Origin of the sequence: Bradyrhizobium sp. SZCCHNS3016 (assembly GCF_032484535.1) — a bacterium.
Lineage (GTDB): Bacteria > Pseudomonadota > Alphaproteobacteria > Rhizobiales > Xanthobacteraceae > Bradyrhizobium.
The window spans coordinates 13,982-26,582 of sequence record NZ_JAUETE010000030.1; the positions used below are offsets into that span (position 1 = coordinate 13,982).

Here is a 12,601-nt window from a genome sequence, read left to right on the forward strand (position 1 = left end):
AATTCCACGAGGAGGGCTTTGCATGCAGGTGACCGGCAAGATTGTTGTGGTCACCGGCGGAGCCCGCGGCATCGGCAAGGCGCTGTGCGAGGCCTTCGCGGCCGCCGGTGCGGCCAAGGTGATCGTAGCCGATCTCGACGAAGCCGGCGCCAAGGCCGTCGCTGATGGCATCGGCGGCGCAGCCTTCAGATGCGACGTCTCCCAGGAAGCCGACATCCGGCACGTGATCGAGGAGACCGAGCGGCAGTTCGGACCCATTGCGCTGTTCTGCTCCAATGCCGGCATCGGCGGCGGCTTCGACCCGCTGTCGGTCAATGCCGGCGGCACCTCCGACGAGCCGTGGGCGCGCAGTTGGGCCATCCACGTGATGGCTCATGTCTACGCGGCGAGGCATCTGATCCCGCGCTACAAGGCGCGCGGCGGCGGCTATTTCCTCAACACGATCTCGGCGGCCGGCCTGTTGTCGCAGGTCGGCAGCGCGCCTTACTCCACCACCAAGCATGCCGCGGTGGGATTTGCCGAGAACCTCGCGATCTCGCACAAGGCTGACAACATCAAGGTCTCGATCCTGTGTCCGCAGGGCGTCGACACCGACATGCTGCGCGCGATCCCGAAGGGCCCGCAATCCGGCGACGGCGATCTGACGCCGGAGCAGGTCGCGCAGGACGTGCTGAAGGGCCTTGCCGAGGAGAGCTTCCTGATCCTTCCGCATCCGCAGGTGCTCGGCTACATGCGCAAGAAGACCGAGAACTACGACCGCTGGCTCGGCGGCATGGCCAAGATCCAGGCGAAGATGCGCGAGGAATTTAAGTAGGTCCAAGGGGAGAGGGCGCATTCACTTGCACCGCGTATAAGCTTGCGAATTCTAAGCGTGTAGGGTGGGCAAAGGCGCGCGGGCGATACTGTGTGCATCATGCCGCGCTCCCTCGCGCGCCGTGCCCACCATTTGCTCCGCGTGCGGAGATCGACGGTGGGCACGCGACCGCCCTGCGGGCGGCTGCTTTGCCCACCCTACGGCAGTGTCGCTCAGGCGCGCCCGATTCACATCTCAAACAGCTTCTGACACGACCTTACGCCCTCGCGGCGGATCACGCCCGAGTGGTTCGGTCGACACGACCCTCCAACACATGGGAGGGCGCAGGGAATGCCGGGTGAAGGCCTCACCCATGGCCCGCCTGCAGCAAAAAATGCAGGCGGCAGGTACCACAGGTGCAGCCGATCACCGGCATTCCCTGCGCGATGGTCTTCACGCTTATACGCAGTCTCCCTGGTGCGCCGGGCTGTTGGCCACCATTGTCCGCGCGGCGCATCAGCGCCATCGCGAACGTAACACCAGCATCGGGGTGTCAGGACGCTGCGACTTCACGTCCGCAGCCACGCCGTTCGTCCGCGTAGCAAGCTACGCTGCGGCATCGCCACGGCCATCGCATCCCGCCTCGCGTGTCGTGACGATCGCGCGCAACGCCCCTCCGTGGTGAGGCGGGATGCGCGGAAAGATCGTCCTGATTTGCCCGACGACGCAAGGCCGCATGCTGCGGCATTTCAACACGACGGGCAGTTTCGTCATGGTGCGTATGCGCAATCTGCCCGTCGGGCGCGCTCATGGCTCCGACGGCTGCATGTCCTGCTCTGCCGCGCGCCAAGCTTCGAGCGCGCGGGCGTACAGCAACAGGCCCTCGCACACCGTGCGCTGCTCGGCTTTCGACAGCGACGACAGGGCGCCGCGAACCTGCTGGCGGCCGAATGCGTGCAGCGTGCCGAGCGTCTTCCGTCCCTTCGCGGTGAGGCAGAGCGGCTTGATGCGGGCGTCGCCGGAATCGATTGTCTCCTGCAACTCGCCGCTGTCGATCAGCTTGCGGACCATGCGGCTGATGCTGGATTTCTCGAGATGCAGGATCGTGCCGAGCTGCATCGCTGTCAGCGGGCCGCGCAGGCCGATCTCCAGGATGGTGTGGACCGCCGACGGCGGAAGGTCGGTAGCGGCCAGCGTCGATTCCATGAAGCCGAGCTCGCGCACCATCAGGCGCGAGGCGGCGCGGATGTCGTCGACGAGCGTGAGATCGGGATCCGGCATCTTGACTCCTGCCATATAGTTGTATCATACAACAAATATCCGATGCAACGTGGCATCGACGACGCCATATCGCCGGAGGGTCGGAGATGGGTGATACGCAGCTCACGGCCGAGGCACGCTTGACCGCGGCATCGCGCATGCAGGGGCAGGTTTGCCTCGTCACCGGGGGCGGCTCCGGCATCGGTCGCGCTGCCGCCTTGAAGCTCGCCGCCGACGGCGCGGAGGCGGTCGTCGTCGCCGGGCGGCGCGAGGCCGAGCTGGCCGATACGGCGGCACGATGCCGGGCGCTCGGGGCCGAGGCCCTCGCGGTGAAAGCCGACGTCACGCGCGAGGACGACGTGGCGAGCCTGGTACAGGCAGTGCTGGAGCGCTACGGCCGGCTGGATGCGGCCTTCAACAATGCCGGTGTCCAGGAGCGCCGGGCGCCGATCGAGCAGCAGGGCAACGGCGTCTATGCGGACGTGTTCGACGCCAATGTGCGCTCGGTGTTTCTGTGCCTGCGCGCGCAGTTGCCGATCATGTACGCGCGCGGCCGGGGACGCATCGTGATCAACGCCTCCGTGAGCGGCATGCGCAATCCGAATGCGGGGCTTGCGCTCTATTCGGCCTCGAAAGCCGCCGTCATTTCGCTGACGCGATCGGCCGCGATGGAGGCGGCACCGCGCGGCGTCCGGATCAACGCGATTGCGCCCGGACGCGTCGTCACCGACATGATGCTGCGCGCCGGTGTCGGCGACGTCGCGACCGTCGCCGCCGGCCTGCCGCTGCGCCGGATGGGGCAACCGGACGACATCGCCGAGGCCGTGCTGTGGTTGTTGTCGGACGCGTCGTCCTACGTCGTCGGCCACGTTCTGGCGGCCGATGGCGGCTTCTTGGCTTCCTGAACGGCGGCAACGGGGCAAGACCCGCGATCGCCGAAGCCGGTCTCGGGCGAATGATCGTCGAAACGACATCATGCCGAAGTCCGAATTTCGCCGACTTTGGCGAAGCCGCGCAACGATCGTCCTCGTTTCAACTGATTAGTTCTGTCTGCGAACGCGGAGATGCCGCGGCGCCGCTTCGCGGCGGTTCATTGCGAACACCTCTCAATCTCGCCTGAAATCGTCCCAGCTCGGCAAAACTTCCGCCGACGTTTGCCGGCTATCTGCAAGGCAAGGGGAGCTCGTCGCGTGCATGCGTTGCGTAGTCGTTGCGGCGGCGCCCCGACCTGACGTCGTCGCGTGATATTGGCATACTCTCCGGCATTGCTTTGCAGGCTCATTCACGACAGAAGACCGGCGCGTTCGCGGTGCGGACCAAGCGGCTCATGGTGACGCGATCCCACCGCGGGGTCACGCTCGCGCTCGTCGAGGTGCTGCTCTTGACCGTGATGGTGGTGGATGCCGCGTCCGGACAGCAGACCATCAAGGCCAAGCCGACGGACGTCGTCCCGGGACGCGCCGATCGGCTGTTCTTCCGTCACGTGACGGCGCGCAGCATCTACTACAACGTTCCGCGGATCACCAACGACAGCCGGACGCTGATGATGCGCCAGGACCCGCGTGGCGTGAGCGCATTGTTGCGTCCGGTGCGGGAGGCCGGCGCGCCGTCGCTGGCCGCGCCAGGCAAGCCCGGCGCTCCGGTCGGCAGCCTCGGATTTGGATTCGCGGCGGTTCAGCCAGCCCGTGGCAGGCTCGTGGCCACGGCCGAGCCGGCGCGAGACGCTCAACGCGCCGCGCCGCAACCGGCCGCACGGCAGATCGCGGCAAAGCCCGCTGCGGCCGCCGAGGCGCCGCCGGCCAAGCCGGACGAGACCGTGGCAGCCGCCCAGCCCGCGGCTGTGCTGCGCAACCGCGACGTTCTTCCGGATCGCAATCTGAACACGGTGAAGCCGCAACCGGCGACCGCCGATGCGAAGCCCTACGATCCGACGGGGATGACGGTCGGGTCGTTCCTGGTGAAGCCGGCCGTCGAGATCCAGGCCGGCTATGACACCAATCCCACCCGGCGAAACGGTGGGCAGGGCTCGCCGGTCGCGATCGTGGCGACGGAGGTCGCGGTCCGCTCGCAATGGGAGCGGCATCAGCTCAACGCCGATTTCCGCGGCGCCTACACCGAGGACACCAACGTCCGCTCGCTCAGCCATCCGACGTTCGAGGCGCGGGCGCAAGGGCGCTACGACGTCGCCGAGGGCACCGCGATCACCGGCGAGGCGCGTTTCGTCAACGATGCATTGGCGCTTCCGGGCGCGCTCAAGCTGCCGCGCGCCACGACGTTCGGCGGCAGCGCGGGCGTGCTGCAGAAGATCGGTCCCGCCGAGATCGCATTCAAGGGATCGGCGGACCGGGTCGTCTTCAACGATGCTGTCATCACGGCCAACGTGCCGCTGCGGACGCAGGACCGCAACTACACCCAGCCGGGCGCGCAGGTCCGCGTCACCTATGTGCTGACGCCGAACATCTCGCCGTTCGTCGACATGAGCTTCGATCGGCGCAACCACGATCTGCAGGTCGACTTCAACGGCCAGCGCCGCGATTCCAGCGGCATCACCGCGCGTGGCGGCGCCGTCGTCAACATGGGATCGCTGACCGGCGAAGCCTCGGTCGGCTATCTCACGCGCCGCATGGACTCGCCGCTGATGCCGAACGTCAGCGGCGTGATCGCGGATGCGACGCTCGCATGGGCCGCGACCGACACCACGACCTTCGTGCTGGTGGCGCGCTCGCAGGCCTCGGAGACGCCGGCGCTGAACGTCTCGGGCATCCTGTCCCGCGACGTGATCCTGCAGATGGATCATCAGTTCGAGCCGTGGCTGATCGGAACGCTGCGCGGCGGCTACGGCCAGGATCAGTTCGTCGGCATCGGCCGCGTCGACCAGCGCATGTTCGTCGCCGCCGGCGGCACCTACAAGATGAACCGCAACGTTCAGTTGAAGAGCGAGGTCCGCACCGAATGGACCCGCTCCAACATCGCGCTCAACAATTTCATGGCGGTGGTCGGCGTCGTCGGCGTGCGTGTCCAGTACTGAGCGTGTGATGGGGGCCGTTGGGCTGACCGTCGTCGCCAATATCACCGCCGACCCGCAGGGCTATTGCAGATGGCCTTCCCATGGCGGCGCCCTCGCGGGCCTCATGGTTCTCGGGGCGATGCAGAGCATCGCCTGAACGCGCCGAAGAGCGGCGCTCCTCACCATGAGGTCTGGCTCCGATACCGACGCTCGAAGGATGGCCGCGACATGATGGCTCGGTCGCGCACAAAAAAAGCCCCGCAGGGGGGCGGGGCTCAAGGCATTGCATGCCGGGCGGGTGGGGGGATCGGGGCGTCTCACGCAGCGGGGTGAGGTCAGGTCGCCGACGCGTGCGCCATCCCCGATCGGTTCGGCATGTGGCTGGTGATGGTCTTGTTGTTATGAGCGGGTCCGCGCCACCGGTCGGCGACGCGGACTGCAATGGGCTTTACTGCTCGAGCGCGGCCAGCGCGGCGTTGCCGATCTGCTGTGCCTCGGCCCAGGCGGCCTGGGTCGCCTGCTGGGCGGCGGTGTAGCCGGCCTGGATCTGCTGCTGAGCCGCGGCCCGCAGCGCCTGCTCCTGCTGCTCGCCGGTCTCGCGGGCCTGGGTCAGGGCCTGGTTGTCGGCGTTCAGCGTCGCATTGGCCTGGTTGAAGGCGTTGGCGGTGGTCTGCGCCTTGGCCTGGGCCGCCGCCAGCGCGGCCTGGTTGGCTGCATTGTTGGCGCGCTCGAGGACCTCGGCGGCCTCCTGCGCATCCTGCTTGGCCTGCTGTGCCGCCTGACGCGCCTGCTCCAGGGCCTGCCGGTCGGCATTCACCTTCTGCTCGGCCGCTTCCACCGTCGCATCGATCGTGCCGATCTTCTGGTTCAGCGCGGCCTCGACCGTCTTCTGGTTCTGGGTCGCAGCCGCCTGCGCGGCCTGGGTCTTCTGCTGGGCGACCGCGCGGGCCTGCTCGCCGGTCTTCAACGCCGCCTGCAGCGCGGCCTGCTCGGCGGCTTCCTGGGCCGCCTGGTTCTGCTGGTTGTTGTTATTGTTGTTGTTGCCGCCGTTGCCGGCCGCCGCTCCGCCATTGTTGGCATTGCCGCCATTGTTGGCGTTGCCGGCGGCTTGGCCGGCCTGCTGGGCCGCCTTCGCGGCGGCCTCGGCGGTCTCGCGCGCCGTGTCCTTGGCGGCGTTGGCGGCTTCCTTGGCCTCGTTGGACACGTCGATGTCCTTGTCGAGCTTCTGGAAGGCGCTCTGCAGCGCGGCCGAGGCGGCCGTCAGCTTCGCGGCGTTCGCAGCCGCTGCGGCCTGGTTGGCGGCGGTCGGGTTCTTCTCGGCCTGCTCCTGGGCCTCGATCGCGGCGCCTCGTGCGTTCTGCTCCGCCTGACGCGCGACATCGATCGCCTTGCGGTCGGCGGCGACCTGCGCCTCGGCGGCGGCGGCGGTCTGCGCGGCGGCCGCGGCCGCCGCGTTGGCCTTGGCGACGGCATCGGTGCTGCTCGACGCCGCGGCAGCCGCCTTGGCCGGGGTTGCTGCGGCTGCAGGCGTGGCGGTTGCCTTTGCGAGGGCGACAGTGGTGGTTGCCGTCGCTGCGGCAGCCGCGGCCGGCTTGGCAGCGCTCGTGCTCGTGCCCGTGGTGGTCGCGGTTGCAGTCTTGGCCGTGCCAGTCGTCGTCGTTGCCGCGGTGGCGGCCGCGGCGGGCTTGGCTGTGCTGGCCGCCGTAGTGGTGGCCGCGACGGGCTTGGCCGCGGTGCTGGCCGTTGCAACCGTGGCCGTCGGGGTTGCGGCGGCGGTCTTGGCTGCCGTGCTCGCTGCGGTGGCGGCTGCCGTTGCTGCGGCCGTGGTGGCCGCCTTGGCGGCGGCGCTGGTCGCGGCCTTTGCGGCGGCGTTGGCGGCGGCCTTTGAAGCGGCGTCGGCTGCGGCCTTGGCGGCGGCGTTGGTTGCAGCCTTTGCAGCGGCGTTAGCTGCCGCCTTTGCAGCGGCATCGCTCGCCGCCTTCGCCGCAGCCTTGGCAGCGGCGTCCTGCGCCGCCTTGGCGGCGGCCGCGGCTGCAGCCTTGGCAGCGGCCTCCTGCGCGGCCTTGGCGGCGGCAGCGGCCGCGGCCTTCGCCGCCGCATCCTGCGCCGCCTTCGCGGCGGCGTTGGTGGTGGCCGAAGTGGCAAGGGCGGTGGTCATGGCCTGTGCATGGGCCCGATGCGGCAGCGCCGTCATCGTCAGGGCGGTCATCAGGGCCAGCACGCTGACATGGCGATAGAGATCGGTCCTCGACGCCGCGGTTTGAAGGTTCTTCTTGTCCGCCATCAGCTCAACTCCCTTGGTACGCTGGATTGGATGATGGAACCTTTTGAAAATGATTTTGGCTTGCAGCATGGTCGGACCTTGCAAGCAGCAAGGCGTCCGCCTGCAAGCTGACGGCAGGATTTCGCGATGTTTGCGGCGAGCCGGCCGCGACGAGATGGCGCAGGGGAACAGAAAGCTTTTGAAACAAACGGTTGCCGTCGGTACGCCGGTTGCACGGTTGCGGCGGGCCGATGAGCATTTCGCGGCGAGCCATGCTGCCGCCATTGAAGATGCGACGCATTGTCGCATATGTCATGATTGACAAGTCGTCCGCTGTGCGAACGGCGGATCAGCCTTTTTGCGCGTAGAGCAGCGGGACCGCGGCGTCGACCATCACCTCGACGAGGCTCGTGCCGGCATGTGCGAGGGCTCGCGTCAGCGCACTGGCGAGCTCGGCGGCATTGCTCACGCGCACTGCATCGCAGCCCATGCCTTCCGCGAGCTTGACGAAATCGAGGCCGGGCAGCTCGAGCCCGGGTACGTTGCGCACCTGCATGACCTGGCTGAACGAGCGCATTGCGCCATAGCCGGAATTGTTGATGACGACGACCGTCAGCGGCAGCCTGCGCTGCGTGGCGGTCCACAGCGCCTGCAGCGAATACATCGCCGAGCCGTCGCCGATCAGGCACACCGTGCGGCCCGCGGTGCGCCCCAGCGCCATGCCGACCGCCGCCGGCAGGCTGTAGCCGAGCCCGCCGCTCGCCATCGTGTAGAACGAATCCGCGCCGGGCATCGGCATGTACTTGTGCATCAGCGGCCGATGCGAGGGGATCTCCTCGACCACGGCGCTGCCCGCCGGAAGCGCCTGCGCCAGCGTATGCAGGAGATAGTCGACCGGGATCGGATCGGCCAGCTTCGGCGCGGCCGGCAGCACGCGGCCCTTCGGCGCCGCGCGCCTGGTCTCCGGCAGCAACTCCAGCAACAGCTCCAGCGCCGGCCGCATGGTGGCAATGATGCTGGTGCCGATCGGCGGCACGGCGGCGCCTTCGGCATCGTCGGTGACCTGATAGAGCGTGGTGGCGCCGTCGAAGATCGCGGCATGGCCCTCGACATGGAAGGTGAACACCGGGGCGCCGAACACGACGATGAGGTCGTGCGGCTTCAGGGCGTCGGACAATTGTCCGGGCGAGGCGTGCAGAAAGCCCTGGAATTGCGGATGGCGCTCGGGAAACGAGCAGCGCGCCGAGAACGGGCTGACCCAGACGGCGGCCTTGGCCTTCTCGGCGACCTCGACCATCAGTTCGACGCAGCCGGCGCGGTCGATGCCGGGGCCGACCACGAGCGCGGGATTCTTCGCGGCGGCGAGCGCGCCCGCCAGTTCGTCCATCGCGGCGCGATCGGGGCCGAGCTCACGGCTGACCTTGCGCGCGGCAACGGGCTGCGCCGGATGCATCCAGTCGTCGATCGGGATCGAGACGAAGGTCGGCCCGCAGGGCGGCTGCATCGCGGTGTAGTAGGCGCGGGCGATCGCAGCGGGCACGTCCTGCGGCCGCGCCGGCTCGACGCTGTATTTGACGTAGGGGCGCGGGAATTCGGACGGACGCTCGGCATAGAGAAAGGCCTGTAGAGGCAGGATCGCGCGCGCCTGCTGGCCGGCGGTGATCACCAGCGGCGTCTGGTTGCGATGCGCGGTGTAGATGTTGCCGAGCGCGTTGCCGACGCCGGCCGCCGAATGCAGATTGACGAAGCCGGCATTGCGCGTCGCCTGGGCATAGCCGTCGGCCATGCCGACCACCGAGGCCTCCTGCAGGCCGAGCACGTAGTCGATGTCGTCGGGCCAGTCGCTGAGGAAGGGCAGCTCGGTCGAGCCGGGATTGCCGAAGACTTTTTTGATGCCGAACGCGCGCAGCAGTTCGAACGTGGCCTGCTTGACGGTGACGGGTTTGGTTGTTGTTCTTGTGGTTTTTGGCACGGCGTTTCCTCGAATGACCGTCATTGCGAGGAGCGAAGCGACGAAGCAATCCAGAGTCGCGGGTGGAACTCTGGATTGCGTCGCTTCGCTCGCATTGACGAGACCGACTTCACCAATTCGCGGTGCCCTTCATCGTCGGCTGGCGCTCGGCGTTGGCGGTCCACAGCTCCAGGCCGGCATCGACGGGGTTGGCGTTGACCGAGAACTCGCTGCCCTCGAACAAAGGCTGCACGCCGCGATAGGCGAACTTGGCCGGCGGCTTGCCCTTGAGCCTAGCGGCGAACTCGACCAGCAGCGCGGCCTGCAAAGGTCCGTGGAAGATCAGGCCCGGATAGCCTTCGACCCTGGTGACGTAGTCGCGGTCGTAATGGATGCGATGGCCGTTGAAGGTCAGGGCGGAATAGCGAAACAGCAGCACGGCATCGGAGACACGCGTCTCGCTGTGCTGCGCGACCGGTGGAGGCGGCGGCGCTTTTGCCGGCGCAGCCTGCGCCCCGCTCATGTCGCGATAGACGATGTCCTGGCGCTCGCGGATCGCGACGCCGCGCGGCGTGTTCACGACGTGCTCGACGGCGACGAAGCAGAGCTGGCCGGTCGAGCCGCTCTTCAGGGTGACGTCTGAGATCGTCGAGACGCGGGTGGCGACATCGCCGACGCGCAAGGGATCGATGAACTGCACCTCGCCGCCCGCCCACATGCGGCGCGGCAAGGGTACCGGCGGCAGGAAGCCGCCGCGGGTGGGATGGCCGTCGGGGCCGAGCTGATCGTGCGGAAACACCGGCTGGCCCAGGCACCAATGCACCGTGTAGGGCGCGATGTCGCCGGTCGTCGGCTCGCCGATGTCCTGGAACAGCGTCGCGCGCAGGCCCTTGGTGAGCTGCGCGGTGACGATGTCGGTCGCCTCGGCGCTGCGGCCGACCCATTGCCGGAGATGGTCGAGATCGAGCGTGTCCGTCATGATCATCCCTTGCGCTGATGGGGCGAGGCGGCCTCGCCGATCGCGGGCACTGCGCCGTAATGCCTGTCCTCGCCGACCACGATCGCCGCCGGCGCGGGATAGCTGACGACGCCGTTCGGCGTGTCCACCTCGATGCGCCGCAGATGCGGATGGACCGCGAGATCCGCCATGCTGTTGACCTCGGCGAAGGCGATGTCGGCCGCGGCGAGCTTGCCCAGCAGCTCATCGCGCGACAGCGCCGCGAAGCGCTCCGCGACGATGCCGTCGGTCAGCGCACGATTGCGCACGCGCGCGACCATGTTGGCGAAGCGCGGATCGTCGGGCAGGCCGGGCTGGTCCAGCACCTTGGCGCACAGCGTCTTCCACTCGCGCTCGCTCTGGATCGAGATCAGGATGTCCTTGCCGTCCTTCGAGGTGAACACGCCGTAGGGCGCGATCGAGGGATGGGCGAGGCCGATGCGCTTCGGCGCGTTGCCGGCTTCCGCGTTGAGCAGCGGCACGGTGAGCCAGTCGGCCATCACGTCGAACATCGAGATCCTGATATCGGCGCCTTCGCCTGTGCGGCCGCGCCTGATCAGCGCCTCGAGGATCGCGGCATGCGCCGTCGCGCCGGTGGCGACATCGACGATCGACATGCCGACGCGCGACGGGCCATCGGGGCCGCCGGTGATCGAGGCCAGCCCGCTCTCCGCCTGGATCAGCAGGTCATAGGCCTTGCGGTCGGCATAGGGACCGGAGTCGCCGTAGCCGGTGATGGTGCAGCAGATCAGCTTCGGATAGTCCTGGCGCAGCCGCTCGCGCGCAAAGCCCATTCGGTCCATCGAGCCGGGCTTGAGGTTCTGCAAGAGAACGTCGGCGCCGGCGATCAGCTTCTCCAGCTCGGCGCGACCTTCCGGTTTTGAAAGGTCGACGATGACGGAGTCCTTGCCGCGGTTGAGCCAGACGAAGTAGCTGCTCTGGCCCTTGGCGGCGGCGTCGTAGCCTCGGGCGAAATCGCCCTCGGGCCGCTCGATCTTGATCACGTGAGCGCCGGCATCGGCGAGACGCGACGAGCAGAACGGTGCGGCGACCGCCTGCTCGACGGCGACGACAATGATCCCTTCAAGCGGCAGCATGGCAGGACCTCAATACGACCTGGGCATGCCGAGCACGTGCTCGGCGACGTAGGACAGGATGAGGTTGGTCGAGATCGGCGCCACCTGATACAGCCGCGTCTCGCGGAATTTGCGCTCCACGTCGTATTCCTCGGCGAAGCCGAAGCCGCCATGGGTCTGGATGCAGGCATTGGCCGCCTCGAACGACGCGTCGGCGGCGAGCATCTTGGCCATATTGGCCTCGGCGCCGCAGTCGAGCCCGGCCTCGTATTTGCGCGTGGCTTCCTTGACCATCAGCTCGGCGGCCCGCATCGACGCATAGGCCTTGGCGATCGGGAACTGGATGCCTTGATTCTGGCCGATCGGCCGGCCGAACACGACGCGCTCCTTGGCATAGGCGGTGGCTTTCGCGATGAACCATTTGGCATCGCCGACGCATTCGGCCGCGATCAGGATGCGCTCGGCGTTCATGCCGGAGAGGATGTAGCGGAAGCCCTTGCCTTCCTCGCCGATCAGGTTCTCCGCCGGCACCCGCATGTCGGTGAAGAACACTTCCGTCGTGGCGTGGTTCATCATCGTCCGGATCGGGCGGATGGTGAGCCCGGCCTTCTTGGCCTCGCGCATGTCGACGATGAAGACCGACAGGCCCTCGGTGCGCTTCTGCGCCTGGTCCTTCGGCGTGGTGCGCGCCAAGAGGATCATCAGGTCGGAATATTCGGCGCGGCTGGTCCAGATCTTCTGGCCGTTGACGACGTAGCTGTCGCCGTCGCGCTTCGCGAACGTCTTCAGCGACGAGGTGTCGGTGCCTGACGTCGGCTCGGTGACGCCGAACGCCTGCAGCCGCAATTCGCCGCTCGCGACCTTCGGCAGCCATTTCGCCTTCTGCTCGGCATTGCCATGACGCAGCACAGTTCCCATCGTGTACATCTGGGCATGACAGCCGCCGCCATTGCAGCCGGCGCGCTGGATCTCTTCGAGGATCGCTGCCGCAGCCGACAGCTTCAGGCCGGCGCCGCCATATTCCTCGGGGATCAGCACGGAGAGATAGCCGGCCTGTGTCAGCGCATCCACGAAGGCGGACGGGTAGGCCATCTCGCGATCGAGCTTGCGCCAATATTCACCGGGGAACTGGGCGCAGAGCTTTGCCACCGCGTCGCGGATGTCGGCGTAGTCGTCGGGCTGATGCTGTTCTGTCATTCGCTGCTCCGCCGACCGTGATCGCGCGGCCTCGCGGTCTCCCTATGCTTGTTCGTC

11 protein-coding genes are annotated in these 12,601 nt (G+C 67.8%); 4 read left to right on the forward strand and 7 right to left on the reverse strand.

The window, feature by feature from the left end; translation table 11 throughout:
* Positions 1-22 precede the first annotated feature (22 nt).
* Both QW881_RS32020 and QW881_RS32025 read left to right on the forward strand, forming a co-directional pair.
* Positions 23-814, forward strand: coding sequence for an SDR family oxidoreductase (locus QW881_RS32020; RefSeq protein ID WP_315759486.1), 792 nt, complete (start codon positions 23-25; stop codon positions 812-814).
* Between the two features lie 352 nt (positions 815-1,166).
* Positions 1,167-1,478 (forward strand): hypothetical protein, encoded by a 312-nt coding sequence (locus tag QW881_RS32025; RefSeq protein WP_316173146.1) that lies wholly within the window; start codon positions 1,167-1,169, stop codon positions 1,476-1,478.
* Positions 1,479-1,600: 122 nt separating this feature from the next.
* On the opposite strand, the gene QW881_RS32030 is transcribed toward QW881_RS32025, so the two are convergent.
* Positions 1,601-2,089: a MarR family winged helix-turn-helix transcriptional regulator gene (locus QW881_RS32030; RefSeq protein ID WP_316159241.1), complete on the reverse strand. Its 489-nt coding sequence runs from the start codon at positions 2,087-2,089 to the stop codon at positions 1,601-1,603.
* Between the two features lie 71 nt (positions 2,090-2,160).
* On the opposite strand from QW881_RS32030, the gene QW881_RS32035 reads away from it, so the two are divergent.
* Together QW881_RS32035 and QW881_RS32040 are read left to right on the forward strand one after the other, a co-directional pair.
* Positions 2,161-2,958, forward strand: coding sequence for an SDR family NAD(P)-dependent oxidoreductase (locus tag QW881_RS32035; RefSeq protein ID WP_315759487.1), 798 nt, complete (start codon positions 2,161-2,163; stop codon positions 2,956-2,958).
* 422 nt (positions 2,959-3,380) lie between these two features.
* Positions 3,381-5,081, forward strand: coding sequence for an outer membrane beta-barrel protein (locus QW881_RS32040; protein WP_315759488.1), 1,701 nt, complete (start codon positions 3,381-3,383; stop codon positions 5,079-5,081).
* 427 nt (positions 5,082-5,508) lie between these two features.
* On the opposite strand, the gene QW881_RS32045 is transcribed toward QW881_RS32040, so the two are convergent.
* The 6 genes from QW881_RS32045 to QW881_RS32070 all read right to left on the reverse strand — a co-directional run bounded on the left by QW881_RS32045 (position 5,509) and on the right by QW881_RS32070 (position 12,544).
* The gene (locus QW881_RS32045) at positions 5,509-7,344 is read right to left on the reverse strand and encodes a hypothetical protein (RefSeq protein WP_315759489.1); all 1,836 of its coding nucleotides are present in this window, start codon (positions 7,342-7,344) and stop codon (positions 5,509-5,511) included.
* Positions 7,345-7,348: 4 nt separating this feature from the next.
* A complete protein-coding gene (locus tag QW881_RS32050; RefSeq protein ID WP_315759490.1) occupies positions 7,349-7,624 on the reverse strand; it encodes a hypothetical protein in 276 nt (91 codons plus the stop codon).
* A 48-nt stretch (positions 7,625-7,672) separates the two neighbouring features.
* Entirely contained in the window at positions 7,673-9,295 is a 1,623-nt protein-coding gene (gene mdlC, locus QW881_RS32055; protein WP_315759491.1) for a benzoylformate decarboxylase, read from the reverse strand.
* A 109-nt stretch (positions 9,296-9,404) separates the two neighbouring features.
* Positions 9,405-10,253 carry a MaoC family dehydratase N-terminal domain-containing protein gene (locus QW881_RS32060; RefSeq protein ID WP_315759492.1) on the reverse strand — a complete coding sequence of 283 codons (849 nt, stop codon included), beginning with the start codon at positions 10,251-10,253 and terminating at the stop codon, positions 9,405-9,407.
* A gap of 2 nt (positions 10,254-10,255) precedes the next feature.
* Complete coding sequence (locus QW881_RS32065; RefSeq protein WP_315759493.1) at positions 10,256-11,368, reverse strand: CaiB/BaiF CoA-transferase family protein; 1,113 nt, start codon at positions 11,366-11,368, stop codon at positions 10,256-10,258.
* 9 nt (positions 11,369-11,377) lie between these two features.
* Positions 11,378-12,544, reverse strand: coding sequence for an acyl-CoA dehydrogenase family protein (locus QW881_RS32070; protein ID WP_315759494.1), 1,167 nt, complete (start codon positions 12,542-12,544; stop codon positions 11,378-11,380).
* Positions 12,545-12,601 lie beyond the last annotated feature (57 nt).